Genomic DNA, 24335 nt, shown 5'->3' with positions numbered 1-24335 from the left:
GGCTAGTGCGCGCGGACTTCCTGGCCGGCGTCCGCGGGTCGGCCCGGGGCCGCCGGGTGGGTGGCGGCGCGGCGGCCCGGGATGGCCAGGACGATGAGCGCCGCCAGCAGGGCCACGCCGCCGCCGATGATGAAGCCGGCGCGGAAGCCTGCCTCGGACGGCAGCGTCGCGGGGCCGAACTTGATCGTCAGGTTGGCCAGCACCGCCCCGAGCACGGCGCTGGCGCAGGACGTGCCGATCGAGCGCATCAGGCTGTTGAGCCCGTTGGCGGCGGCCGTCTCGGTGAGCGGCACGGCGCTCATGATGATGGACGGCATGGCCGCGTACGCGAAGCCGATCCCCGCGGCGACCACCGCGGAGAAGACCAGGACCCCCCACGCGTGGCCCATGAGGCCGAGTGCCATGAGGTAGCCGGCGGCGATGACGACGGTGCCGAGCAGCAGGGACGTCTTGGGTCCCCGCGCGGCGGACAGGCGCGCCGCCACGGGCGAGATCGCCATCATCATGAGCCCGGACGGCGCCATCCACAGGCCGGCCTCGACCATCGAACGGCCCAGGCCGTACCCGGTGGCGGCGGGCAGCTGCAGCAGCTGGGGCGTGATCAGCGACATCGCGTACATGGCGAAGCCGATGACGATCGAGGCCAGGTTGGTCATCAGCACCTGGCGGCGCACGCTGGTGCGCAGGTCGATCAGCGGCGCGGGCCTGCGCAGCTCCCACCATCCCCACAGCACCAGGATCACCGCCGAGGCGGCGAACATCCCGAGCGTGGTGCCGCTCGTCCAGCCCCAGTCGCTGCCCTTGGAGATCGGCAGCAGGAGCAGGACCAGGCCGGCCGCCAGCCCCGCCGCCCCGACGAAGTCGAAGCGTCCCGGCGACTTGACCGGCGACTCCGGCACGATCAGCATGATCAGGACGCTCATCAGCAGGCCGAGCCCGGCCGCGGCCCAGAACAGCGCGTGCCAGCTGACGTACTGGGCGACGAGCGCGGCGGCGGGCAGGCCGAGCGCGCCGCCCACACCGAGCGAGGAGCTCATCAGCCCGATGGCCGAGCCGAGCCGCTCCGCCGGCAGCACGTCACGCATGATGGCGATGCCCAGCGGGATCACGCCCATGCCGAGCCCCTGCAGCGTACGGCCGATCACCATGGGGGCCAGCGAGTTGGCGGGCGCGCACACCAGGGAGCCGACGGCCAGCAGGAGCGCGCTGGCCATCATGACGCGGCGCTTGCCGTACAGGTCGCCGAGCCGTCCCGAGACGGGCATGGCCACCGCGCCGGCCAGCAGGGTCGCGGTGATGGCCCAGAAGGCGTTGGCGGGGGTGGTGTGCAGCAGCTCCGGCAGGGTGGCGATGAGCGGGACGATCAGGGTCTGCATCAGCGAGACCGTGATGCCGGCCGCGGCCAGCACACTGATGATCGCTCCGCTGCGCTGGGCGGCGCGCGTCGAACTCATGAGTTCTCCGAATTTCGCGTGGATATGCACGATGCATACAGTGTGTATCCTACAGTTCCCTATATAGAGGGATCTTCGAGACGCGGTGGGGAGGGACTCGTGCGCGAGGAGATCGTTCACATCGAGCGCGAGCTCATGCTCATCGGCCGCTACAAGGAGCTGGCGGCGACGGCCTCGCCTGTCCAGGAACGGCGGCTCGAGCGCGGCAGCAGCTACATCCTGCTCAGCCGGCTCGAGGCCGAGGGGCCGATGTCGATCGGCCAGCTCGCGCAGGCCTTCAGCCTAGACACCTCCACCGTCAACCGGCAGACCGCCGTCCTGCTCCGCGACGGCCTGGCCGAACGCATCCCCGACCCGGAGGGCGGGATGGCACGCAAGCTCCGCATCACCGACGAGGGCCTGCGGCGGGTCGCCGGGGAACGCGAGTACCGGCTCAACGGCCTGGCCACGGTCCTCAAGGACTGGACCCCGGAGGAGCTGGCCGCTTTCGCCGAGGGCCTGGCACACTTCAACGCCAGCATCGAGCACTAGCGGCGGGCGGGGCGGCAGGGCGCCCGTGACAGCGGCGGGCGGGCGGTGCCCTCAGCCGCGCACGGGCACCACCTCGACGATGGTCTTCAGCAGGCCCCGCGGCGGGTCGGCCAGCCCCCGCCGTACGGCCTCCGCCAGCGGGACCGTCTGCACCGGCAGCTGATCCACGCGGACGCGCCCGCCGTGCAGCAGGGCGACCGCCCCGCGCACGTCGGTGTCCCAGCGGTGCGAGGCCGATCCGACGACGCGCTTCTCCCCCAGCACCACGTCCAGCGCGGGAAGGGCAGCCGGTTCCGGCGTGACGCCGAGCAGGACGGTGGTGCCGCCGCGCCGGCAGAGCGACACCGCGTCCGTGACAGCGGCGGCGGTTCCCGCGCTCTCCACCACGACGTCGGCGCCACGCCCGCCGGTCAGCTCGCGCACGGCCGCGTCCGCGGCGTCGCCGGGAGAGGCGACGACCAGTCCGCATGAGCCGGCCAGCGCGCGGCGGCCCGGGTCCGGGTCGACCGCGACGATCGCCGCCGCGCCGCGGCACCCGGCCACCTGGGCGACCAGCAGCCCGATCGCGCCGGCCCCCACGACCGCGACCACGGCGCCGGACACGTCACCGGCCTTGTCGAGCGCTCGTACGGCGACCGCGGCGGGCTCGGCGAAGACGGCGACCTCGGCCGGCATGCCGCCGGGCAGGGGGACGCAGCGATCGGCCGGCGCCACCAGGTACTCGGCCAGCCCGCCGTCGTCCTGCAGCCCGAGCGCCGCCCCGCGCTCGCACAGCGGGTACTCCCCGCGAGCGCACCACCAGCACCGGCCGCAGCCCAGCACGACGTCGGGCACGACCGGGGTGCCGGGCGCGAGGGTGACGCCCGCGCCCGGCTCCGCCACCACGCCGACGATCTCGTGCCCGAGGGTGAGCGGCGCCGCCCGGCCGGTCAGCGGGTGCGGCGACACGGGCACCACGATCGGGCCCGCGTGGTACTCCTCGACGTCGCTGCCGCAGATGCCGCAGAGCGTGACCGCGATCAGCACCTCGCCGGGGCCGGGCCTGGGCACCTCGACGTCGTCCAGCCGGACGTCGCCGCGCCCGTACCAGCGCAGCGCCTTCATGCCCGCGTCCCGGTCAGCCGGGTCGTCACGCCTGGACGCCCGGTGAGGCCCTCGGCGAGCTCGACGCCCAGCCCGGGCCGTCCGTCCAGGCTCACCCGGCCGTTCTCCACCGGCGGCAGGCCGGTCGCCAGCTCCTCGTACCAGGTGTGGCGGAACGCGCGCACGCTCTCCTGCACCAGCGCGTTGGGCTGGCTCAGGGCGAGGTGTACGCAGGCCGCGAACGAGACGGGCCCCGTGCAGTCGTGCGGCGCGAACGGCAGGTCGTACGAGTCGGCGAGCGCGGCGATCTTGCGGGCTTCGGTCAGCCCGCCCGTCCAGCCGATGTCGACGATCGCGACGCGGATCGCCGAGCGCTCCAGCAGCGCGCGGAACGAACGCTGCCCGGTCAGCGTCTCGCCGGTGGCGAGCGGCACGGACGTCGCGGACTGCAGCGTGGCGTAGGAGGCGTGGCCGTCGGAGCGCAACGGGTCCTCGACCCAGTACGGGGCGAAGCGCTCGAGCTCTCCGACCAGGCCGAGCGCGGCGTGCAGGCTCCAGAGCCCGTGCAGTTCGACCATGACGTCCATCTCGGGGACGGCGTTCTTGATCTCGTCGAGAACCCGCAGGCCGGCACGTAAGTCGTCCCGCTCCAGCCGCATGCCGCCGGTGCGCTCGGCCGCTTCGTCGAACGGCCACACCTTCATGGCGCGCAGTCCCTCGTCCCACAGGTCCTTGGCCAGCTCGCCCGGCCGTTCGAGGAAGCCGCGCAGGTCCTCGTACCGGGACGCCTCCGCCAGGCCCCAGTTGGACACGGCCTGGCGCGGCTCGTCCTTGACGTACGAGGGCCCCGCGCAGGTGTTGTAGACCGGCAGGCTGTCCTGGTAGGGCCCGCCGAGCAGGGCGGCCACCGGCAGGCCCGCGGCCTTGCCGAGCAGGTCCCACACCGCCATGTCGATCGCCCCGTTGCCGCGGGTCTCCACGCCGCTGCCCTGGAAGCCCACGTGTCCCGTGAGCAGCCGGCGCAGCCGCTCCGGGCTGGGCAGCGGCGCGCCCACGAGCTGCGGCGCGACGGTCTCGTGCAGGTACGCCTCGACCGCCTCGGCCCCGAAGAACGACTCACCGAGGCCGGTCCGGCCGTCGTCGGTGTGCAGCCGTACCAGGAGCACGTTGGGCTGAATCGGGCATCGGATGGTTTCCAGGCCGGCGGCTCGGATGCTCATGATTCGAGGACCATATCTGGTCAGACCAGCGACTAACAAGAGCTTGACAAGACCGTATCCACCAGGGAAGCTCGGGCAATCTGGTAAGACCAACGTCGGGACGGATGTTGAGACTATGACGTTGACCCACAGCCCCTTAGCGATCACCATGTGGGACTTCTCCTGGCTGGAACGGCGCTGGGACGGCGCCGGCTACCAGGACTGGGACCGCGCGCTCGACGAGCTGGTCGAGCGGGGCTACGACGCGGTGCGCATCGACGCCTTCCCCCATCTGGTCGCGGCCGGCCCGGAGCGGACCTGGCGGCTGCTGCCCGTGTGGCACTTCGAGGCGTGGGGGGCCACCGAGCCGGTCTCCGTACGCGTGCTGCCCGAGCTGCTGGAGTTCATCCAGGCGTGCGCGGCCCGGGGGCTGCGGGTGGCGCTGTCCTCCTGGTTCAGGAAGGACGAGCTCGACGCCCGCTCGAGGATCCGGACCGCGGCCGACCTGGCCGGCGTCTGGGACGTCACGCTCTCGGCGATCGAGCGCGCCGGCCTCGGCGACGCGATCTACTTCGTCGACCTGGTGAACGAGTGGCCGCTCGCCATGTGGGCGCCGTTCCTGTACGGCAACGACCCGGACGCCGAGACCCTCTCGCGCGGCCACGAGGTCGTGCGGAGCTGGACCCGCGAGGCCATCGGCACCCTGCGGGCGGCCCATCCCCGCCACCGCTACACGCTGTCCGTCTGCACCGAGACCACCGGCGCCGACGGCGAGGACCTGTCCGAGCTGGATCTGCTCGAGCCGCACGTGTGGCTGACCCCCCAGGCCACCACCGACTTCTACACCCGGATCGGCTACGACCTGCACCACTCCCAGTTCGACCCGCGCGCCTACGAGCCGCTGTCAGGCCCGGCCGAGCGCCTGTACCGGGCGGAGCCCGAGCGGTGGGCCGCCGTCCTGACGGAGCACATCGGGAAGGTCGCGGAGTGGTCGCGGTCGGCCGGCAAGCCGCTGGTGACCACCGAGTGCTGGGGGATCGTCAACTACAAGGACGGCCCCGGCCGCGACTGGGGCTGGGTCAAGGAGTTGTGCGAGATCGGGGTACGCGCCGCGCTGGCCACCGGCCGCTGGGAGGCGCTGTCCACCAGCAACTTCTGCGGTCCCCAGTTCACCGGCATGTGGCGTGACATCGCCTGGCACCGGCGCATGACCGACGCCATCCACGCGGGGGTCACCGAGTTCGCGGCCGTCTCCTGAGAGGAACCGGACACATGACTGCAATCCCCCGCCGAGACCTTCTCCGCGGCGCCGCCCTGCTGGGGCTGGCGAGCCCGCTGGCCGCCTGCGGATCGGGCGGCGAGCCGGTCGGCTCCAAGGAGGCCGGGCCGCAGGGCCCGGTCATCGCCTGGATGCACCATGAGGAGGCGAACGACAAGTACTTCAACGCCAAGATCGCCGAGTATCAGCGCCAGTTCCCGAAGGTGACGATCAAACCGCTCTACGTCCCGATCGCCAACCTCGACACCAAGCTCTCCACCGCGTTCACCACGGGCTCGCCGCCGGACCTCATCAAGGTCGGCGCCTGGACCCTCGCGGAGCGGGCGTCCAAGGGGCAGGTCGCGCCGCTGCCGCCGGCGGAGTTCGGCGCGGGCTCCCTCGACGAGCTCAAGAGCAGGTTCGACACCAACGCCTTCGCCGCCCTGACCTACAAGGACCAGGTCTACGGAGTGCCGATCGACTTCAACTCGGTCCACCTGTGGTACCGCCGCGACCGCTTCGAGCAGGCCGGGCTCGACCCCGACAAGCCCCCGGCCACCTGGGAGGAGGTCGAGGAGCTCGGCCGCAAGCTCACCACGGGCTCCCAGGTCGGCCTCCAGTGGCAGCTCGCCGACAACATCTGGGCGATGCTGAACTTCCTTCCGCTGATCAACGGCCTGGGCGGGCGCATCGTCGACGAGACCTCGGGACGCGGCGGCCTGAACACCCCGGAGGGCATCCAGGCCCTGGAGTACTACGGCCGCCAGGGCAACCCGAGGCTGAGCGACCCGGTGGGCGCGTTCGGCCTGTTCGCCAAGGGCACCTCGGCCATGCTGGTGTCCGGCCGGTTCACCTCCAGCCTCATCCCGGCGCTCAATCCCAAGGCCAAGCTGGGCGAGACCTTCGACAGCGCCGTGGTGCCCTCCTGGGCGGGCAAGGAGAAGGTGGCCTCCGGCTACTCGTGGGGATGGCTGGTAGCCAAAAAGGCGAAAAATCCGTATACGGCTTGGCATTTCGTCAATTGGCTCTCCAGCTCCGCCAACGTCGACCAGCAGCTCTCCGCCACCGGCCTGGTCACGCCGACGGCCGGCTGGCAGAAGCTCCCCAGCGCCCGTGACAAGGCCAGTCAGCAGCTGGAGGAGCAGCTACCGTACACCGACTTCGGCCCGGTGCTGCCGCAGTGGACCGAGACGATCAAAGCGCTGCTCGACGCGCTCGAGTCCGTGATCCACAAGCAGCGGCCGGCCAAGGACGCCGCGGCAGCGTTCGATGCGGCTGTGGCGCGGATACTCAAATGACCCGCGTTATGACTCGCAGCATGACGGGGAGCGAGGCCCGCGCGGGCGCGGGCCTCGCCGCCCCGGCGATCGTGTACTTCGTCCTGTTCTGGGCGCTGCCCGCGCTGGCCGCCCTCTACCTGAGCTTCACCTCGTACGACCTGTCGGGCACCCCCGAGTGGGTGGGCCTGGAGAACTACCGCCAGATGTGGGCGAACGACGAGTTCTGGGCCAGCGTGCGGGTGACCCTGCTCTACACGGTCTTCGCCGTGGGCCCGACCATCGTGATCGCCCTGGTCGTGGCCGTGCCGCTGGCCAAGCCAGGGCGGCTGCGCGCCTGGCTGCGCGGCCTCGTCTTCATCCCCGCGGTGATGCCGCTGGTCGGCGCCACGGTGCTGTGGCAGGTCATCTACTCGACCGGCGGGCTCGCCGACACCCTGGCCGGGGCCCACCCGTGGCTCACCGACTCCGGCTACGCCATCTGGGCGCTGCTCGTGATGGTCATCTGGAAGTACGTCGGCCTCTACGTGATCATCTTCGTGGCCGGGCTGCAGGCACTGTCGGCGAACGTGTTCGAGGCCGCGGCCATCGACGGCGCCCGCGCGCTGCGTACGTTCTTCCTCGTCACCGTGCCGCTGCTGCGCCGCACGTTCACCTTCGTGATCGTGGTGGCCGTCACCGGGGCCATGCAGTCCTTCGTCCCCGCCTACCTGCTGACCAAGGGCGGGCCGGTCAACGCCACCCAGGTGCTGCCCCTCTACCTGTACAACAACGCGTTCTCCTACTCCCGGTTCGGCTACGCGTCGGCGATCGCGATCGTCCTGCTGGTGGCGCTGCTGGTCTTCGCCTTCACCCAGTTCAAGCTGATCAGGAGTGACGAGGAATGAGAATCAGCCGCGCGCTCACCACCCTGGCCCTCATCGGCTTCGTGGCGCTGATGTTGCTGCCGCTCTACTCCATGGTCGTGCTCGCGTCGGCGCCGGACGACAGCGACCTGTCCGGGCTGCGCTTTCACGGGTTCGCGCTGTTCGACAACATCGGCCAGATCATGACCGACGGCCGGTTCCCGCGCTACCTGCTGAACAGCGTCCTGATCGCCTCGGCGGTCTCGGTGCTCGACGTGGCGATCTCGGCCGCCGCCGGGTACGCGCTGGCCCGGCTGCGCTTCCCCGGCAGGGCCGCCCTGCTCAACCTGGTGATCATCGCGCTGTCCCTCACCCCGGCGGTCGTCATGATCCCGGTGTTCGTGGCGCTCAGCGAGATCGGCTGGCTCAACAGCTACCAGGGCCTCATCGCGCCGTTCCTGGCCAGCGCGCTCGGCGTCTTCCTGGTCCGCCAGTTCGCGCTGGGCATCCCGGCGCAGATGCTGCACGCCGCGCGCGTGGACGGCGCGGGCGAGCTGCGCATCTTCTTCCTCATCGCGGTCCCGCTGCTGCGTCCCGCCCTGCTCACCGTGCTGCTGCTGCAGTTCCTGGCGCAGTGGGACAACCTCATCTGGCCGCTGATCGCCGCCAGTGAGCAGGAGCTGTGGACGCTGCCGCTCGCGCTCTCGTCGTTCGAGGGCGAGCACGGGATCGTCTACCACCTGCAGACCGCGGCCGCGCTGCTGTCGATCCTGCCGCCGCTGGCCCTGTTCGCCCTGCTGCAGCGCTACTACGTCTCGGGCCTCACCCTCGGAGGAATCAAGCGATGACCGACGGCATCCGCATCGAGCGGGTCACCAAGCGTTACGGCAGCCAGGTGCTGTTCACCGACATCGACCTGCACGTGCGCGACGGGGAGTTCCTGGTGATCGTCGGCCCGTCCGGGTGCGGGAAGTCCACGCTGATGCGCATCGTCGCCGGGATCGAGCCGGTCAGCGCCGGTCGGGTGACGGTCGGCGGCCGTGACGTCACCCACGCCCACCCGGGCGACCGCGGGATCGGCATGGTGTTCCAGGACTACGCCCTCTACCCGCACCTCAGCGTCGAGGGCAACCTGGCGTTCGGGCTTCGCGCCCACCGCGTGCCGAAGGACGTCATCCGGCAGCGGATCGCCGACACCAGCCGCGCGCTCGGGCTCGCCGACCAGCTCAGGAAGAAGCCGGGACAGCTCTCCGGCGGCCAGCGCCAGCGGGTCGCGCTGGGCCGGGCCATGATCCGGGAGCCGGCCGCGTACCTCATGGACGAGCCGCTGTCCAACCTGGACGCGGCGCTGCGGGTGCAGATGCGTGCCGAGCTGATCGAGTTCCACCGCCGCACCGAGGGCACCGTCCTGTACGTGACCCACGACCAGGTCGAGGCCATGACCATGGGCCACCGGGTCGCGGTGCTCAACGAGGGCGAGTTCGCGCAGATCGGCACCCCGGCCGAGATCTACGAGCAGCCTGCCGACGAGTTCGTCGCCACCTTCCTCGGCAGCCCGCGGATGAACCTGCTCGACGCCACCGCGCGCGCGGACGCGGACTGGTTCGAGCTGACCAGCGGCGATCTGCGCTGGCGGCTGCCGCGCGAGGTGCTGCCGGACGACCTGCCCGAGTCGGTGCGGATCGGCTTCAGGCCCGAGTCCGTACGTGTGCGTCCCGACGCCGCGTCGCCGTCCTTCGAGCTCGCGGCAACCGTGTCGTACGGGGAGAATCTCGGCAACGAGCGCATCCTCCATCTCCGAGACCGCAGTGGACGGGCGCTCGTCGCCCGCGTCCCGCCGCGCACCGGGCCGCGGGACGGGGAGCACGGGTCCTTCCACGTGCCGCTCACCGATCTCCACCTCTTCCGGCCGGACGGGCGGGCGTGCTGGCACGGCACGGGGCTCGCGACCGGCGACGAGCCGCTACCGTGGTCGGCATGACCGCTGATGGCGGGAAGAAGCCGTCGCCCGAGAGCATGACCGCCGCTGGCGGGAAGAGACCGTCGCCCGAGAGCACGGCCACCGATGCCGGGAAGAAGCCATCGCCCGAGAGCACGGCCACGGAGACTGGTAAGACCAGCCCGGGAGCGTTGATCGCCGTCCTCGAGGACCGGATCCTGACCGGGCACTGGGCCGCCGGCGTGCGGCTGCCGTCCGAGCGTGACCTGGCGACCGAGTTCGCGGTCAGCCGCCCGGTCATCAGGGAGGTGCTCAGGGCCCTGCAGGAGCGGGGGCTGATCGAGGTCTCGCCGCAGCGCGGCAGCTTCGTGCGCCGCTACACGGCCGAGAACCTGATGCGGCCGATGTACCTCGCGGCCCGCGCCGCCGGCGTGACCGCGCGCCAGCTCATGCGGGCGCGCGTGATGCTGGAGACCGAAGCCGCGGGCCTGGCCGCCGTCAACGCCACCAAGCGCGACCGCACCGATCTGCTCCGCGTCCACCAGCTCTTCGCCCTGCCGGGCGACGTGCACGCCAGGGCGCGGGTGGACCTCACCTTCCACGAGACCATCGCCAGGGCCTCGGGCAATCCGGTCATCCACATGATGTTCACCTCGATCCAGGACCTCACGTACGGGCTGATGCTGCGCAGCCTCAGCGACCGCGAGGTGCGGGAGGCCGGCGAGCCCCTGCACACCGTGATCCTGGAGCACATCCTCGACCGCGACCCCGACGGGGCGCGCGAGGCGATGCGGCGCCACTTGGGCCTCGCCGAGGAGTTCTACGGGCCCGACATGGACGCCAACCTCGCCGAGGTCATCGAGCACCGGCTCGCCTCGCCCGCGACGCCGTCCGCCGACGACCTCATGGCGGACCTGCGCGCACCCTCATGACGCCGCACGCCCCGCCGGTCAGCTCACGCCCGGCGGCGTCCGTGGCATCGCCGGGCGAGGCAGCCAGTCCACACGAGCCGGGCGACACCAGCGCGCCGGCGGGTCAGCCGGCGGCGCGGGAGGTGTCCTCCCACTCGGCCCAGGTCTGCAGCCGCTGGGCGTACACGCTCTTGGCGATGTCGTACGCCGTGCCCGACAGCAGCAGGCGCAGCGGCGGCTCCGCGGCGTCGGCGGCGGCGAGCACGGCCGGGACGGTGACGTCCGGCCCCGGCGCGGTCATGCCGGCGCGCGACCTGGCCCGGGCCTCGCGGATGGGCTCGTAGACGGGGTTGGGCTCCGAGCGGACGGCGGAGTCGCCGGCCCAGTCGGTGGCGTACCCGCCCGGCTCGATGATGGTCACCTTGATCCCGGCCGGGGCGACCTCCTGGGCGAGCGATTCGGAGAAGGCCTCCAGCGCCCACTTGGAGGCGTGGTAGATGCCCAGGCCGGCGAACGCGGCGACGCCGCCGATGCTGGAGACCTGCATGATGTGCCCGCCGCCCTGCTCGCGCAGCAGCGGGATCGCCGCCTGGGTGACCCACAGCGCGCCGAACACGTTGGTCTCGATCTGCGCGCGGGCCTCGGCCTCGGTGAGCTCCTCGACCATGCCGAAGTGGCCGTAGCCGGCGTTGTTGACGACGACGTCCAGGCGGCCGAAGTGGGCGTGGGCCTGCCGTACGGCGGCGAAGGCGGCCTCGCGGTCGGTGACGTCCAGGGCGATCGGCAGGATCGCCTCGCCGTGCCTTTCGACGAGGTCCTTGAGGGTCGCGGTGTCGCGGGCCGTGGCGGCGACCTTGTCGCCGCGCTCCAGCGCGGCGATGGCCCAGCTGCGGCCGAAGCCGCGCGAAGTGCCGGTGATGAACCAGACCTTGCTCATGGTGCGGTGTCCTTCTGCTGATCAGTGGTATTGGTCCGGGGCCAGCCCGCGGCCGGCCCGGTCGAAGCATTCGCGGGCGAGCTGCAGGAACCGCTCGAATCCGTCCTCGGGCGACCAGGCGCCGTACGCGGTCCTCAGCACGGCGAGCGCGGTGTTGGCCTGCAGCGCGGCCTGCATCTCCGCGCCGGGCGGCGTACGGGAGGCGACCCACTCGCGAAGCTCGGCGTAGAACCGGTCGGAGTAGTCACGCTTGGACTCCGCCAGGGCCGGCGAGGCCGCCTTGAGCCGCTTCTGCACCGCCAGGCGGTCCGCCAGCAGCGACATGTAACCCAGCTGGATCTCCTGCAGCGAGACCCACAGCGGCTCGTCCTCCGGCCGGTCGTTCATGAGCTTGCGCCACGCGTCCGTCTCCATGGGGTCGGGGTCGAACACGGTGGCTTCCTTGGTGGCGAAGTAGTTGAAGAAGGTGCTGCGCGAGACGTTGGCCGCGGCGGCGATGTCGTCGACGTTGACCGCCTCGTAGCCCCGCTCGTTGATCAGCCGCAGCGCGGCGGCCCTGATGGACCGCCAGGTCTCCAGCTTCTTCCGCTCGCGCAGCCCCAGCTTCTGCTCTTCGGTCACATCTTGACCATAGGACAAACTTGGACAGAGTTCAACTTTGGCCGCCGACCAAGAAGGAGACCCAGCCGACCGTCATCCGGCCCCCAGCGTGCCCAGTTCGTCGCTGACGAGCTCGCCGAGCGTGGCGAAGAACGCGGCGATGCCAGGAAGGTTGGCACCCTTGGCACGTGAGGCGGCGAAGTCCTCCGGGGATCGCCACTCCACCACGTCCAGCCATTCGTCGCTGGGCAGCCGCACCAACCGGGCGCCCAGGAAGCCCTCCCGGTCAGCACGGAAATCCGCCACCATCCCGGGCCGGGCGGCCAGCATCTCATCGGTCCTGTCCGGCGCCACCCTGAAGCGGGTCAACTCCACCGCGGTCATCTCTGCCTCCATTGCTCGTGCTCCCATACGAGTCACTATATGGTCATAAATCCATACAGTCAAGTTTAGTGACTATCTCTGGCGTTCATGAGCACCGCCGTGACGGCGGTGGCGACGATGAGGCCCGCGGCGGTCCAGAACGCCACCTGGGCCCCGTCGAGGGCACCCGCCCCCGGCGCGACGCCCGCCCGGCCGAAGAAGTGGAGGAACGCGGTGCCGAGCACGGCGGTGCCCAGCGTGCCGCCGAACTGCTGGACCGCGTTGAGCAGCCCCGCCGCCGAGCCGGTCTCGTGGGGACGGACCCGCGACAGGGCCGTGGTGAAGAACGGGACGGTGAACAGCCCGTTCCCGAGCCCGCCCAGCGCCAGCGCGGCCGGCAGCGCGGCCGGCAGCGCGGCCGGCAGGGCCCAGCCGTGGGAGCCGGTACGGGCGGCGTGGTAGGCGGCGATGGCGCAGATCACCCCGGCGAGCAGGGTGGCCAGCCCCGCGAACATGACCCTGGCCCCGTACCTGGGGAACAGGCGGGTGCCGCAGACCCAGGAGCCGACGGCCATCGCGGCCGACCACGGCAGCAGGGTCAGGCCCGCCGCGAGGACGTCGGCGCCCAGGCCGAGCTGCACCTGCAGGACGATCACCACCGTCAGGCCGTTCATCGCCGCGAAGAAGAGCGTGGAGGTCGCCAGCGCGGCGGGAAAGGCCCGGCCGCGGAACAGGCTCGGCTCGACCAGCGCGCTGCGGCCTTGGCGGGCGCGGCGGCGCTGCTGCCGGCCGAACGCCACCAGGACCACGACGCCGGCGCCCAGCGCGGCCCAGCTCCAGGCCGGCCAGCCGGCCGTGTTGCCCTGGATGAGGGGGTGGACGACCAGGCCGGTTCCGAGCATGGCCAGGGCGGTGCCGCTCAGGTCCAGGCGTACCGGCCGGGACGACCTGCTCTCCCGCAGCGCCGGAACGACGGCCAGGACGGCGGCGGCGAGCGGGACGTTCACCAGGAACGCCGCCCGCCACGACGCGCCGAACAGGTCGGCGTGGGTGAGCACCGCCCCCAGCACCGGCCCGCAGATGGCGGCCAGACCCATCACCGGCCCTATGCTGCCCATCGCCTTGGCCAGCTCGGCCCCCTCGAACATGGACCGGATCAGCCCGATGGTCTGCGGAATGATCAGCGCGGCCGCGGCGCCCTGGATCGCGCGCGTGCCGATCAGCATTCCCGGCCCGGTGGCGCACGCGCACGCCACGGATGCCAGCGCGAAGGCCGCGACCCCCACCGCGAACATCCGCCTGCGACCGGCCAGGTCCCCGAGACGCCCGCCGGGGATCAGCAGGACGGCGAACGGAAGCGTGTAGGCGGCGCCGAACCACTGGATGTCGGATCCGGCGCCGCCGAAATCGTGGTGGATCACCGGTGCGGCCACGGTCACGATCGTGGCGTCCAGCAGGTTCATCGCCTCGGCGATCAACAGCGCGACCAGGGCGAGCCACCGCCACCGGTACGCCACCGCGGTCGCGGCTTCCTCTCGTACGAGCATCGCTACTCCTCTTGCCGGGCTCGTGTTTCCCGGCAGCAGCGTGCGGCCGGAAGGCGTCGGCGTTCCAGTCACCGGGCTCCGTTGGAGGATTTCTTCCATCGGAGCCCGGCAGGCGAGAGAATGCGACCATGCTCGATGATCTGGACCGGGGTCTCATCCATGCCCTGCACATCGACGGGCGGGCCCCGTTCAGCCGGATCGCGGAGGTGCTCGGCGTGTCCACGCAGACCGTGGCGCGCCGCTACCGGCGGCTGCGTGCCGAGGCCGGGCTGCGCGTCGTCGGCCTCCCCGCGCCGGACCACACCGGCCAGGCGCAATGGGTGGTGCGGCTCACCGCCGCACCGGCCGCCTCGCAGGCTCTGGCGCACGCGCTGGCCCGGCGGCCCGACACCTCCTGGGTCAAGCTGGCCTCCGGAGGCACGGAGATCTTCGCGGTCGTCCAGGCGCCGCACGACAGCCGGTTGTCCCGGTCGCTGCTGCTGCACGACATCCCCCGTACGTCCGGGATCACCGCGGTCTCCGCGCAACTGCTGCTCCACACGTACCTGGGCGGCCCGACCGCCTGGCACGGACGCCTCCAGGCACTCGACGAGCGGCAGAGAGAGCGCCTGGCCCCACGCGCTCACGCCGCCACCGACCCCGCCACGGACCCGGCCGCACTCGCCGCCACGGACCCGGCCGCACTCGCCGCCACGGACCCGGCCTCACTCGCCGCCGCAGACCCCGCCTCACTCAGCGCCGCGAGCCCGACGTCACTCAGCGCCGCGGACCACGGCCTCATCGACGCCCTGCGCCACGACGGCCGGGCCGGCTACGCCGAGCTGGCCGCCGCGACCGGCTGGTCCCAGGCCACCGTGGCCCGCCGCCTGGCCGACCTGCGCGCCCGGGAGCTGGTCTTCTTCGACGTCGAGGTCCAGGCCGCCGCGTACGGCGTCACCACCCAGGCCCTGCTGTGGATGACCGTCGCGCCGGCGCACCTCGACCAGGTCGCGACCGCCCTGGCCACCCACCATGAGCTCGCCGTCGTCGCCGCCACCACCGGCCAGACCAACCTGCTCGCCCACGCGCTCTGCTCCACCCCCGCCGACCTGCACCGCTACCTGACCCACCGGCTCGGCGCGCTGGACCGGATCAGCGCCCTGGAGACCGCGCCGGTCCTGCACACTCTCAAGGCGGCCGGCCACTCGCCCCGGCATCCGGCGCCGTACGCGGGCAGTGCCCCCTGAAACCCCTGCCGGCTTCAGTCGCGGCGGAACGCCCGCACGGCCAGCACGAACGGAACGGGCCGGCGCTGGGGCTCGTACACGCGCTCGATCGTCAGCCCCGCGTCGATGAAGGCGTTGATCAGGTCGGCCAGCGGCACGTGGCTCATCCCGACCCGGTCACGGACTCCGCCCTTGCGCCACCACGGCGAGCTCCTGTGCCAGCCCTTGATCCGGTACGTGGGATGGATGATCACCGCCTCGTCCTCGCGGGTCTCGATGTGCGGGCCGTTGAAGCACGGGTGCACGCCGTAGAACAGCAGCAGCCCGCCCGGGCGCAGGACCCGCGCCGCCTCCTTCAGCAGTCCGGCGAAGTCGCCGATGTCGGTGGAGATCCAGAGCGCGGTGACGGCGTCGAACGTGCCGCCGCCGAAGGGAAGCTCCGTCGCGTCGCCCTGGAGGAGAGGGGCGCCGTCCCTCCTGCGGGCCAGACGCAGCTGGTCGCCCGAGCGGTCCAGGCCGACCACGGTCCGGCCGGTGGAGCGGATGGCGTCGAGGTAGAGGCCGGTGCCGCAGCCCAGGTCCAGACAGAGCCCTTCGCCGGGGCCGAGCAGGTCGCCGAGGTCGGCGATGGTGGCGCCGGCGTTGGACCCGATGTACTCGTCGTACCACTCGGCCTGGCCGTCGTACCGTGCGGTGGTCATGATCTGTTCCCACCCGCCGGCCGGTCCGGACCGGGGACCGCCAGCACCCAGGTGCGGTCGTCGGTGACGAAGCGCTCCAGCCTCAGCCCCTCAGCGGCCAGTTCGGCCGACAGCTCGTCGTCGGTGAGCCGCTTGGAGGCGAACGACTGCGTCCACACCTTGTCGTCACCGTACGTGTAGCGCATCGTGGCGTGGAAGACGCCGGGTGCGACCTCCTCCACGGCGGCCATCGTGATCGTGATGTCGCCGTCCTGCCTGCCCCTGCCGACCTGCCACCGGTCGTGCCCCTCGGCGGTCGTCCACTGGATCAGCACCGCGCCGCCGGGCTTGACGTGCCGCGCGCAGGCCGCGATCAGCTCGCGCCTGGCCGCGTCGTCCACCGTGTTGACGAGGTGGGAGGCCAGCGTGACCGTGTCGAACCGCCGGTCCAGCCGGAGCTCCTGCACCCGCGCCACGACCGTCGTGGCGCCGCGCACGTGGGCGAGCATCTCGGCGGACTCGTCCACGGCCACGACCTCGAAGCCGAGCCCGATGAGCGGGTGCGTCACCCTGCCGACGCCCGCGCCGAGCTCCAGCACGGACCCGCCGGGCGGGGTCACCTGGGCGACGATCTCGGCCTCGCCGTCGGCGCTGAGGAGCGTGTAGAACTCGACCGGGGATCCGTCAGGGGTGATGGGGCCGGGGCCCGTGCCGGTGCTCTCCATGATCCGAAGCTACCTCGCGGAGGCCGGACGCGCGGAGCGCCCTGCGCCGTCGGGTCAGACTCCTGAGTGCGCGGTGCCTGCGGGCGGCGGAACATGGGCGGCGATCCGCTCGCGGGCGTGCTCGCATTCGGCGAAGCTCTCCGGGCAGGCCATGGCGTGCTCGATGAGCTCCTTGGCCGCGCTCGCCCGCGAGATGCGCTCCTCCAGCTCCACGATGTGACGGCGCAGCAGGTCGCGGTGGCGCTGGCCGGGCCGCGCCTGCGGGTCGTGGATCTGAGGCCGGGCGAACGCTGGACACCCGCGTCCTGAGCCTATGTCGTACGCGATACGCCGCTCTTCACGGCCGGCCCCGCGGCGGCACGCTCGAAGGACGGCTCCGGCGGGGCCAGCTCCGGCACGCCCGAGTCCGTCACGGCCGGCCGCTCCTCCAGCTTCCGTTCCTCCGGCTTCCGTTCCTCCGGCTCCCGCTCCTCCGGCTTCCGCTCCTCCGGCTTCCGCTCCTCCAGCTCCCGCTCCTCCTGCTTCCGCTCCGAAGGACTGGCGGCCTGCTCACCTGCCGAGGCGGCCCCGGCCCCTCCTGAGCGCTCGAAGAAGCGCAGCAGCTCCACGGGCAGCGGCATGACCAGCGTGGAGGTCTTCTCCGCCGCCACCTCCACCACGGTCTGCAGCAGGCGCAGCTGAAGCGCGCCCGGAGTCTCGGTCATGATGGCCGAGGCATCGGCGAGCTTCCGCGCCGCCTGGAACTCTCCGTCCGCGGTGATCACCCGGGCCCTGCGCTCCCGTTCGGCCTCGGCCTGGCGGGCGATGGATCGCTTCATGGGATCGGGAAGATGGACATCCTTGATCTCCACGCGGTCGATGTGGATGCCCCAGCCCAGCGCGGGGCTGTCGAGCATCAGCGCCAGGCCCCTGTTCAGCTCCTCGCGGTTGGAGAGCAGGTCGTCCAGATCGCTCTTGCCGATGATCGAGCGCAGTGAGGTCTGCGCCACCTGCTCGATCGCGAACAGGTAGTTCTGCACCGCGATGGCCGCCCGCAGCGGCTCCTCGACCCGGAAGTAGGCGACGGCGTCGACCTGTACGGAGACGTTGTCGCGGGTGATGCCCTCCTGCGTGGGGACCGGCATCGTGATGATCTGCACGTTCACCTTCTTCATCCGGTCCACGACCGGGATGAGGAAGGTGAGCCCTGGCTGGCGGACCTCCCGCTGGGCCTTGCCGAAGCGGAAGACCACGCCACGTTCGACCTGGTTGACGACTCTGATGCTCCCGACCGCCAGCCAGATGGTGATCAAGACGATCAGTCCGAGCACGATATTGATGATCATGGTCTTGTCCCTCCATTCAAGGCTAGATCCGGGTACGCACCCGCGTCGGCAAGGAACAGGTCAAGTCCTGACCAGCTGACGTACGCCTTGCGGAGAGGAGAGCGGACATGAACGCCGGCTTCCCGCCTGTCTAGATCCAGCCGCGCTCCCGGGCCGCCAGCCCCGCCTGGAAGCGGGTGATGGCGTTCAAGTCCTGCATGACGGCGTGGATGCGGCGCTGCACCGTACGCAGCCCGAGCCCCAGTGCCCGGGCGATGGCCTCGTCCGTCAGGCCGCCCGCGAGCAGCACCAGCAGATCCCTGGTCAGCTCGTCCGGCTCGCCGGGCTTGCCGGGCCCGTCGGGGGCGGCGGCGGGGCGGGCTGCCGCGCGTAACGGGAACCCCCGCTGCCACTCCAGCTCGAACAGCGCGATCAGCGCGTCGAGCAGGGCGGACTGGTGCAGGATGAACGCCGCGTCGATGGAGTACGCCCCGTTGCGGATGGGGATCAGCGCGAGCGAGTCGTCGGCGATCCACATCTTGGCCGCCGCCCCGGTCACCACGCGGGCCTTCTCGCCGCGTGCCATGGCGTCCTGGATGAGCCGCATCTTGCCGGGGATCGCCAGGGACTCGAGGTCGTACACGCTGCGGTAGTCGATGCCCGACTTGAGCATCCGCCGCTCGCGCTCGACGTTGTCGGCGTGCCCGTGCATCACGTACGGGGGCTTGTCGATGTTGCGGAACATGCTCTGCGCGCTGTCCTGCAGCGCGTACGCCCTGCTGATGATGTTGTCGGTCCCCGTGACGACCTCGACCTGCTCGGCCGGATGCGTCGCGTAGCGGGAGGCCAGGTGGAACGAGGTGGTGAGCTCGTGGATCGCCTGCCGCACCTGGTGGAGCTCCTCCTCCTGGCGGGTGAGCAGCGGCCTGATGGCGATGTCGGGGGCGACGGCGACGTAACGGGCGCGGCGGCCCGGCAGCCTGCTGGCCAGTCCGCGCCGCGCGAAGGCCGCCAGCGTGCGGGCCGCCAGGAGCGTGGAGACGCCGCAGTGCGTGGCGAGTTCGGCGGCGGACGACCGCGGGTTCTCGACGAGCGTCGCGTACAGACGGCTCTCGGCCGGTGACAGGCCGATCGCTTCGAGCATCGGCGACACCCTTTCTCCCGGTGACGGGGATGGCGGGTTACCGCCACCTGGCGGGTTTTGGCCCGTTCGGCGGACTTGTGCCCTGACTCAATCCCAGATTAGGTCAGCGAGGAAACGATCTCATCGCGCGCGCGACGATGGCGGGCGTTTCCCATGTCTGGAGAAAGGTGTGTGCATGCTGTCCACCCCCCGGCGCCGCAGACTGGTCGCGTTATTCGCGGCCGCGCTCGCCGTACCGCTCGCCGCGGTCCCCGAAGCGGCCACAGCGACAGCCGCAGCAACAGCCACTGGGACGGCCACTGGGACGGCCGCGACGACGACGGCCGCCAAGGCGAACGCGCCGGTAACCGGTACCCCGCCGGTCAGGATCACGCTGATCACCGGGGACACCGTCGTCTACGCGAAGGACGGCGCGGGCCGCGCGTCGGCCACCCTGGAGCCCGGCGACGGCCGGGAGGCGCGGACGTACCAGGCCGAGCAGGACGATCACGGCTACTACGTGATCCCCGCTGACGCCGGGCCTTACGTCAGCAAGGGCCTGCTGGACAAGGAGCTGTTCAACGTCGACTACCTGGCGGCCAACGGGTACGGCGACGCCAAGGCCGCGCAGATTCCGCTCATCGTCCAGTACCGGTCCCAGACCAAGGCCGCCGACCTGGCGGGCAAGGCCAGGTCGCTGAAGGGCGGCGCGGAGCCGGTGGTGCTGGAGAGCATCGACGGCGCCGCGATCAAGGTGGACAAGAAGCAGGCCGGCACGTTCTGGCAGTCGCTGGGCGCGGGCCAGAAGAGCGCCAAGGCCCTGACGGGCGACCTGCGTAAGGTGTGGCTCGACGGCAAGGTGAAGGCGCTCGACGACGTCAGCAACCCGCAGATCGGCGCCCCCACGGCCTGGGCGGCGGGATACGACGGCACCGGCGCCACGGTGGGCGTCATCGACACCGGCATCGACAGTACCCATCCCGACCTGCAGGGCAGGGTCACCTCGGCCCGCAACTTCGTCCCGGCGGGCAGCCCGGGCGGCGGCAACCCCGACGAGGTCACCGACCGGGTCGGTCACGGCACGCACGTGGCCTCCATCATCGCGGGCAGCGGCGCCGCCTCGAACGGCAAGTACAAGGGCGTCGCCCCCGGCGCCCGGCTGACCATCGCCAAGGCGCTGGACGACACGGGCAGCGGCAGCAACTCCGAGATCATCGCGGCGATGCAGTGGCAGGCGGCCACCGAGCACGCCCGGGTGGTCAACATGAGCCTGGGCAGCAGCACCCCGACCGACGGCACCGACCCGCTGAGCCAGGCGGCCGACGAGCTGACCGCCGCGTACGGCACGCTCTTCGTGGTCGCGGCGGGCAACTCGGGCCCCGGCCGGTACACCATCGCCTCCCCCGGCGCGGCGACCTCGGCGCTCACCGTCGGCGCGGTCGACTCCTCCGACAAGATCGCTGAGTTCTCCAGCCGCGGCCCGCGCCTGAGCGACGACTTCGCGATCAAGCCGGAGATCACCGCGCCGGGCGTGAACATTATCGCGGCGCGCGCGGCGGGCACCTCGCTGGGAGCCGGCAGCAGCGTCCCGGGCGGCGGCCCGGTGGACGACCACTACACCGCGGCGTCCGGCACCTCGATGGCCACGCCGCACGTGGCGGCCGCCGCGGGCATCCTCGCCGCCCAGCACCCCGACTGGACGCCCGACCAGCTCAAGACCGCGCTGACGGGCACCGCGAAGCCGGGCGACGCCGCCGCCTACGACCAGGGCGCGGGCCGCCTCGACATCGGGCGGGCCGTCACCCAGCAGGTCTTCGCCGACCTGGCGACGGTGTACGCGGCGTTCAGCGACCCGTACACCGGCCAGACCCTGACCAGGAAGGTGACCTTCCGCAACACCGGCAAGGAGCCCGTCACGCTGGCCCTTTCCTTGACGCTGAAGCGAGGTGAGGCCCAGGCGCCCTCGGGGATGGCCACGCTCACCCCGTCGTCGCTGACCGTCCCGGCGGGCGGCACCGCGAGCGCGGACCTCACCATCGAGCCCACGCTCGGCGACCCCGGCTGGTACGAGGGCCGCGTGACGGCCACCGCCGGCACGGCCCGGTTGACGGCGCCCATCGCCCTGCACAAGGGGGCCGAGATGGACACCGTGCGCGTCAGGCTCGTCGGCAAGCCGGAATGGACGCTCTACCCTGGCATCCTGTCCGCCGTCCGCGTCAGCGACACCGACCCGCTCCTCGACGGCGAGCCGATGACCGTGGTCACCGAGAACTGGCGGACCACTGACACGCCGGGCACGCTGGAGACCGAGCTCAAGCTCGCCCACGGCGGCGTCTACTCCATCGGCGACGCGCCCTGGTGGTACACCAAGCCCGACCGGCAACTCCAGTACGGCCTGCTGCTCGCCCCCGAGATCAAGCTCGACGGCGACACCACGGTGACCCTGGACACGGCCGATGTCGAGCCGATCCAGGTGAGCACGCCGCGCAGGTCCGAGCCGGTGTTCATGAACGTGATGACCGCCCGCACGACCGCGTCGGGCCGGCTGTACGCGGGCGCGTCGCTGCTCAGCTACGAGCCGGTCAACACGGGCAGGTACTGGGTCTCACGGGTGCGGAAGGCGCCCACGGTGGGCACCTACACGTTGCTGTTCGACCAGATCCGCCGCGCCCCCGAGGTCGAGCTGACCGTGCCGGGACTCCAGCTCAACCCCCACTACGTCAGCGAGCACGACCCGCTGGTGCCCAAGTTCACCGACGACAGGCGGCTGAACCTGACCACGGGCGACGACATGCGCGGCGGCGCGGACACCCGCGGCAAGCTCGTCTACCTCCCGGCCAGGGACTCGCTCCAGCTCCTCCTGGCCGACCTGGAGCTGGCCATCAAGGCCGGCGCCGCGGGCGTGGTCACCAGCGACCGGTTCGCCTGGCTGCTCAGCGACTCGCACTACACGGCACAGAACAAGATCCCGGTGCTGTGGATCGACAGCGGCGAGGCCGACCGGCTCGGCAAGGCCCTGGCCCGCAAGCCGTACCCGAGCGCCGCTCTGCACTCCACGCCGAACACCCCGTTCGAGTACAAGCTGGCCTACTACGTGAAGGGGACCACGGCGGGCCGCCTGAGCTTCGCCCCGAAGGCCCGGGACCTCACCGAGATCGACACCACCTACCACGCGCAGTTCCCGCCGGAGGCGGGCACGTGGGGGCCGAAGACGAACTTCACCGAGGTCAACCACACCTACACGAGCGAGCAGCGCCTCAGTGTCCGCGGCTCGCACGGCTTCGCCGGGCCCACGGCGAGGACCGAGTTCTACAACGACCCCGGCCGGGACGTGCTGTGGGAGCGCGAGTACGTGTTCTTGGACCCCGCCACATACGGCTCGCGCTTCGCGACCTCCGCCCGGGGCTTCACCCGCGCCACCCACGAGCGGGAGGACTGGAACGAGGCCATCGTGCCCGCGCAGTTCGCGTCCGGTCCCGGCCTGCCGGACTGGGTCAGCCAGGCCCTCTACTGCGACGGCTGCCGCCAGGGCGACCGGCTGCGGCTGCGCGCGCTCAGCCCCGTCGGCTTCGGGTACTACTCCGACGCCTCCGACCCGACCCACATGTACCAGGGCGCCCCGGGGACCGAGGAGATCCGCCTGTTCAGCGGTGACACCGAGGTCAAGCCGGAGTACGACGACCTGGGTGTGCCCTACTACACCGTCCCCGCCGGGCCGGGCACGTACCGGTTGACGGACTCGTGGAAGGACGCGTTCGCCGGGAAGCACTCCGGCTCCAGCATCGAAACCACCTGGACGTTCCGCTCTGCCCGCCCGACGGGCGCCAACTCCCCGTACGCCTGCCTGGACGCCGTGCTGTGGGATGACAAGCAGCCCTGCGCCCAGGTGCCGCTGATCCGGCTGGGTTACGAGCTCGGGCTGCCGGAGAACGACACGGTCCAGGGCGGCAGGCCGTTCACCTTCACCGTCAAGGCCGAGGGCGGCAGGTCTCCGTCGCTGCGCGGAGTGTGGATCTCGGGCGACAAGGGCGCGCACTGGACGCAGGCCGCCGTGCTGCCCGGCGGCAAGGTGCTCGTGCTCAACCCGAAGGGCCCGGGCAGCGTCTCGATCAAGGTCGAGGCGAAGGACAGGGACGGCAACTCCGTCCAGCAGACCTTCTCCGACGCCTATCTCGTGAAGTGACCACCGAAGCGGGGGCAGGGCGCCCTGCCCCCGCTTCGCGTATGCCGGATTCTTCGGTTCCCTGCCCTGGCGCCCCGGCTCAGTGCAGCGAGCCGGCGGCATGGCATCCGGCCGCCGACGTCGCGGCCGAATCGACCAGCGTGTCGATCATGGGCGCCATCCGCTGCAGCTCCTCCAGATGGGCGGCGCTCAGCAGGGCCAGCTTCGCCTGGCCCGCCTCGGTCAGGGTCAGGCGCACCTCCCGGCGGTCCCTGACCCCTCCGCGGTTGCGGCGGATCAGACCGAGCCGCTCCACGCGATCGACCAGCTGTACGGCGCTGTGATGCCGGGTGCACAGGTAGTCGGCGACCTCTCCGATGGTGGGCCCGCGCACGTCGGGATGCCCGCGGATGGCCAGCAGGAGCTGGTGCTGGGTGGAGGTGAGTCCCACCTCGGCCGCCCGCTCTTCGCTCCACCGCAGGAAACGGCGCAGCCCGACCCGGAACGAGAGGAGGTTCGCGTAGTCGCGCGCGGTGAGCCGTGCGGATAGTCGCCCCATGCCAAAAACCTCTTAATGTGATAATATCACAGTAAGTGGTACAAATCGGGCGGCCGGACGAGTGAGTACGGTTCTGGGGCCGCCACCATCCACGGCCGCCGACCTCACAACCTCAGGTGCGCATGCCTGTGCATGCGCGAAGGTGGTGGAAGACATGGCTGGCGAGACGATGGGGATGCACCCCGATCTCATGGAACTGCGGGCGAAATACGAGCTCGCCGCGGAGGCGCCCACGCTCAGGGCGGTCACCGGTCTGACGTTCCTGGCCGGGCTCTACCTCGCGATCTCTCCGTGGGTCGTCGGGTTCAACGGTTTCACGACCCTGGCCGTGAACAACCTGATCGTCGGTATCGCGGTGGCGATGCTGGCTCTCGGGTTCGCCTCGGCATCGGAGCGCACTCACGGCATCGTCTGGATCACGCCGCTGATCGGCGTGTGGACGATCATCGCTCCCTGGGTCGTCAGTGGCAGCGTGGCCACCACGGGGACGATCTGGAGCAACGTGGTCACCGGCGCGGTGATCTTGCTCCTCGGACTCGGGGCGATGTTCGGGATGAACCGATCGCCGGTCGGCCCGGTCCGCTCGGCGAGCCGGCCACGCTGACTCCCGGAGCGGCGCCCTCCACGGCTCCC

Annotated in this window: 23 protein-coding genes; 10 read left to right on the top strand and 13 right to left on the bottom strand. The window is 71.5% G+C overall.

The genetic code is table 11. From position 1 onward, the window contains the following. Window positions 1–2: 2 nt before the first annotated feature. The gene (locus tag AB0H84_RS20370) at window positions 3–1454 is read right to left on the bottom strand and encodes an MFS transporter (RefSeq protein WP_357606002.1); all 1452 of its coding nucleotides are present in this window, start codon (window positions 1452–1454) and stop codon (window positions 3–5) included. Between the two features lie 99 nt (window positions 1455–1553). On the opposite strand from AB0H84_RS20370, the gene AB0H84_RS20365 reads away from it, so the two are divergent. Next, window positions 1554–1985 carry a MarR family transcriptional regulator gene (locus AB0H84_RS20365; RefSeq protein WP_357605999.1) on the top strand — a complete coding sequence of 144 codons (432 nt, stop codon included), beginning with the start codon at window positions 1554–1556 and terminating at the stop codon, window positions 1983–1985. Between the two features lie 51 nt (window positions 1986–2036). Here AB0H84_RS20365 and AB0H84_RS20360 read toward each other — a convergent pair whose 3' ends face one another. After that, complete coding sequence (locus tag AB0H84_RS20360; protein ID WP_357605997.1) at window positions 2037–3089, bottom strand: alcohol dehydrogenase catalytic domain-containing protein; 1053 nt, start codon at window positions 3087–3089, stop codon at window positions 2037–2039. Continuing rightward, window positions 3086–4288, bottom strand: coding sequence for a mandelate racemase/muconate lactonizing enzyme family protein (locus tag AB0H84_RS20355; RefSeq protein ID WP_357605994.1), 1203 nt, complete (start codon window positions 4286–4288; stop codon window positions 3086–3088). The genes AB0H84_RS20360 and AB0H84_RS20355 overlap by 4 nt, the downstream gene beginning before the upstream one ends. A 115-nt stretch (window positions 4289–4403) precedes the next feature. On the opposite strand from AB0H84_RS20355, the gene AB0H84_RS20350 reads away from it, so the two are divergent. The 6 genes from AB0H84_RS20350 to AB0H84_RS20325 are packed head-to-tail and all read left to right on the top strand — an operon-like array spanning window position 4404 to window position 10518. Beyond that, entirely contained in the window at window positions 4404–5525 is a 1122-nt protein-coding gene (locus AB0H84_RS20350) for a cellulase-like family protein (protein WP_357605991.1), read from the top strand. A gap of 14 nt (window positions 5526–5539) precedes the next feature. Further along, entirely contained in the window at window positions 5540–6823 is a 1284-nt protein-coding gene (locus tag AB0H84_RS20345) for an extracellular solute-binding protein (protein ID WP_357605988.1), read from the top strand. Window positions 6824–6843: 20 nt separating this feature from the next. Next, entirely contained in the window at window positions 6844–7689 is an 846-nt protein-coding gene (locus tag AB0H84_RS20340; RefSeq protein ID WP_357605985.1) for a sugar ABC transporter permease, read from the top strand. Then, complete coding sequence (locus AB0H84_RS20335) at window positions 7686–8495, top strand: carbohydrate ABC transporter permease (protein ID WP_357605983.1); 810 nt, start codon at window positions 7686–7688, stop codon at window positions 8493–8495. Before AB0H84_RS20340 ends, AB0H84_RS20335 begins: the two co-directional genes overlap by 4 nt. After that, on the top strand, window positions 8492–9628 hold the full coding sequence (locus AB0H84_RS20330) for an ABC transporter ATP-binding protein (protein WP_357605980.1): 1137 nt from the start codon (window positions 8492–8494) through the stop codon (window positions 9626–9628). The genes AB0H84_RS20335 and AB0H84_RS20330 overlap by 4 nt, the downstream gene beginning before the upstream one ends. Next, window positions 9625–10518 carry a FadR/GntR family transcriptional regulator gene (locus tag AB0H84_RS20325; RefSeq protein WP_357605978.1) on the top strand — a complete coding sequence of 298 codons (894 nt, stop codon included), beginning with the start codon at window positions 9625–9627 and terminating at the stop codon, window positions 10516–10518. The genes AB0H84_RS20330 and AB0H84_RS20325 overlap by 4 nt, the downstream gene beginning before the upstream one ends. 103 nt (window positions 10519–10621) lie before the next feature. On the opposite strand, the gene AB0H84_RS20320 is transcribed toward AB0H84_RS20325, so the two are convergent. The 4 genes from AB0H84_RS20320 to AB0H84_RS20305 all read right to left on the bottom strand — a co-directional run bounded on the left by AB0H84_RS20320 (window position 10622) and on the right by AB0H84_RS20305 (window position 13944). Next, a complete protein-coding gene (locus AB0H84_RS20320; RefSeq protein ID WP_357605974.1) occupies window positions 10622–11434 on the bottom strand; it encodes an SDR family oxidoreductase in 813 nt (270 codons plus the stop codon). A 21-nt stretch (window positions 11435–11455) separates the two neighbouring features. After that, entirely contained in the window at window positions 11456–12055 is a 600-nt protein-coding gene (locus AB0H84_RS20315) for a helix-turn-helix domain-containing protein (protein WP_357605972.1), read from the bottom strand. A gap of 72 nt (window positions 12056–12127) precedes the next feature. After that, window positions 12128–12445, bottom strand: a complete 318-nt coding sequence (locus AB0H84_RS20310) for an antibiotic biosynthesis monooxygenase (RefSeq protein ID WP_357605969.1) — start codon at window positions 12443–12445, stop codon at window positions 12128–12130. A 38-nt stretch (window positions 12446–12483) separates the two neighbouring features. Beyond that, the gene (locus AB0H84_RS20305; protein ID WP_357605967.1) at window positions 12484–13944 is read right to left on the bottom strand and encodes an MFS transporter; all 1461 of its coding nucleotides are present in this window, start codon (window positions 13942–13944) and stop codon (window positions 12484–12486) included. 128 nt (window positions 13945–14072) lie between these two features. Here AB0H84_RS20305 and AB0H84_RS20300 point away from each other — a divergent pair, with 128 nt between their 5' ends. Next, window positions 14073–15170, top strand: a complete 1098-nt coding sequence (locus tag AB0H84_RS20300; protein WP_357605965.1) for an AsnC family transcriptional regulator — start codon at window positions 14073–14075, stop codon at window positions 15168–15170. Between the two features lie 14 nt (window positions 15171–15184). Here AB0H84_RS20300 and AB0H84_RS20295 read toward each other — a convergent pair whose 3' ends face one another. The 5 genes from AB0H84_RS20295 to AB0H84_RS20275 form a co-directional block, all read right to left on the bottom strand. Next, window positions 15185–15850 carry a class I SAM-dependent methyltransferase gene (locus tag AB0H84_RS20295; RefSeq protein ID WP_357605961.1) on the bottom strand — a complete coding sequence of 222 codons (666 nt, stop codon included), beginning with the start codon at window positions 15848–15850 and terminating at the stop codon, window positions 15185–15187. Continuing rightward, on the bottom strand, window positions 15847–16554 hold the full coding sequence (locus tag AB0H84_RS20290) for a class I SAM-dependent methyltransferase (protein ID WP_357605958.1): 708 nt from the start codon (window positions 16552–16554) through the stop codon (window positions 15847–15849). Before AB0H84_RS20290 ends, AB0H84_RS20295 begins: the two co-directional genes overlap by 4 nt. Window positions 16555–16608: 54 nt before the next feature. Next, complete coding sequence (locus AB0H84_RS20285; RefSeq protein ID WP_357605956.1) at window positions 16609–16767, bottom strand: hypothetical protein; 159 nt, start codon at window positions 16765–16767, stop codon at window positions 16609–16611. A gap of 98 nt (window positions 16768–16865) precedes the next feature. Beyond that, a complete protein-coding gene (locus tag AB0H84_RS20280) occupies window positions 16866–17879 on the bottom strand; it encodes an SPFH domain-containing protein (protein ID WP_357605953.1) in 1014 nt (337 codons plus the stop codon). 130 nt (window positions 17880–18009) lie between these two features. Further along, entirely contained in the window at window positions 18010–19002 is a 993-nt protein-coding gene (locus AB0H84_RS20275) for a helix-turn-helix transcriptional regulator (RefSeq protein ID WP_357605950.1), read from the bottom strand. Between the two features lie 175 nt (window positions 19003–19177). Here AB0H84_RS20275 and AB0H84_RS20270 point away from each other — a divergent pair, with 175 nt between their 5' ends. Further along, window positions 19178–23164, top strand: a complete 3987-nt coding sequence (locus AB0H84_RS20270) for a S8 family serine peptidase (RefSeq protein WP_357605947.1) — start codon at window positions 19178–19180, stop codon at window positions 23162–23164. Window positions 23165–23243: 79 nt separating this feature from the next. On the opposite strand, the gene AB0H84_RS20265 is transcribed toward AB0H84_RS20270, so the two are convergent. After that, complete coding sequence (locus AB0H84_RS20265) at window positions 23244–23702, bottom strand: MarR family transcriptional regulator (protein ID WP_357605944.1); 459 nt, start codon at window positions 23700–23702, stop codon at window positions 23244–23246. A gap of 154 nt (window positions 23703–23856) precedes the next feature. Between AB0H84_RS20265 and AB0H84_RS20260 the strand changes: the two genes are divergently transcribed. Next, window positions 23857–24306: an SPW repeat protein gene (locus AB0H84_RS20260; protein WP_357605941.1), complete on the top strand. Its 450-nt coding sequence runs from the start codon at window positions 23857–23859 to the stop codon at window positions 24304–24306. The last annotated feature ends 29 nt before the right edge of the window (window positions 24307–24335 follow it).

Source organism: Nonomuraea sp. NPDC050786, from assembly GCF_040654115.1.
In the GTDB taxonomy this organism is placed as follows: domain Bacteria; phylum Actinomycetota; class Actinomycetes; order Streptosporangiales; family Streptosporangiaceae; genus Nonomuraea.
Note: the sequence above shows the minus strand (reverse complement) of the source record. Positions and strands in the feature narration are given on the sequence as shown.

Bases quoted from the DNA above. Each gene is read 5' to 3' on its own strand.
- AB0H84_RS20370 (WP_357606002.1), bottom strand. From the start codon at position 1,454: ATGAGTTCGACGCGCGCCGCCCAGCGCAGCGGAGCGATCATCAGTGTG.
- AB0H84_RS20360 (WP_357605997.1), bottom strand. From the start codon at position 3,089: ATGAAGGCGCTGCGCTGGTACGGGCGCGGCGACGTCCGGCTGGACGAC.
- AB0H84_RS20355 (WP_357605994.1), bottom strand. From the start codon at position 4,288: ATGAGCATCCGAGCCGCCGGCCTGGAAACCATCCGATGCCCGATTCAG.
- AB0H84_RS20350 (WP_357605991.1), top strand. From the start codon at position 4,404: ATGACGTTGACCCACAGCCCCTTAGCGATCACCATGTGGGACTTCTCC.
- AB0H84_RS20345 (WP_357605988.1), top strand. From the start codon at position 5,540: ATGACTGCAATCCCCCGCCGAGACCTTCTCCGCGGCGCCGCCCTGCTG.
- AB0H84_RS20340 (WP_357605985.1), top strand. From the start codon at position 6,844: ATGACGGGGAGCGAGGCCCGCGCGGGCGCGGGCCTCGCCGCCCCGGCG.
- AB0H84_RS20335 (WP_357605983.1), top strand. From the start codon at position 7,686: ATGAGAATCAGCCGCGCGCTCACCACCCTGGCCCTCATCGGCTTCGTG.
- AB0H84_RS20330 (WP_357605980.1), top strand. From the start codon at position 8,492: ATGACCGACGGCATCCGCATCGAGCGGGTCACCAAGCGTTACGGCAGC.
- AB0H84_RS20325 (WP_357605978.1), top strand. From the start codon at position 9,625: ATGACCGCTGATGGCGGGAAGAAGCCGTCGCCCGAGAGCATGACCGCC.
- AB0H84_RS20320 (WP_357605974.1), bottom strand. From the start codon at position 11,434: ATGAGCAAGGTCTGGTTCATCACCGGCACTTCGCGCGGCTTCGGCCGC.
- AB0H84_RS20310 (WP_357605969.1), bottom strand. From the start codon at position 12,445: ATGGGAGCACGAGCAATGGAGGCAGAGATGACCGCGGTGGAGTTGACC.
- AB0H84_RS20305 (WP_357605967.1), bottom strand. From the start codon at position 13,944: ATGCTCGTACGAGAGGAAGCCGCGACCGCGGTGGCGTACCGGTGGCGG.
- AB0H84_RS20300 (WP_357605965.1), top strand. From the start codon at position 14,073: ATGCTCGATGATCTGGACCGGGGTCTCATCCATGCCCTGCACATCGAC.
- AB0H84_RS20295 (WP_357605961.1), bottom strand. From the start codon at position 15,850: ATGACCACCGCACGGTACGACGGCCAGGCCGAGTGGTACGACGAGTAC.
- AB0H84_RS20290 (WP_357605958.1), bottom strand. From the start codon at position 16,554: ATGGAGAGCACCGGCACGGGCCCCGGCCCCATCACCCCTGACGGATCC.
- AB0H84_RS20280 (WP_357605953.1), bottom strand. From the start codon at position 17,879: ATGATCATCAATATCGTGCTCGGACTGATCGTCTTGATCACCATCTGG.
- AB0H84_RS20275 (WP_357605950.1), bottom strand. From the start codon at position 19,002: ATGCTCGAAGCGATCGGCCTGTCACCGGCCGAGAGCCGTCTGTACGCG.
- AB0H84_RS20270 (WP_357605947.1), top strand. From the start codon at position 19,178: ATGCTGTCCACCCCCCGGCGCCGCAGACTGGTCGCGTTATTCGCGGCC.
- AB0H84_RS20265 (WP_357605944.1), bottom strand. From the start codon at position 23,702: ATGGGGCGACTATCCGCACGGCTCACCGCGCGCGACTACGCGAACCTC.
- AB0H84_RS20260 (WP_357605941.1), top strand. From the start codon at position 23,857: ATGGCTGGCGAGACGATGGGGATGCACCCCGATCTCATGGAACTGCGG.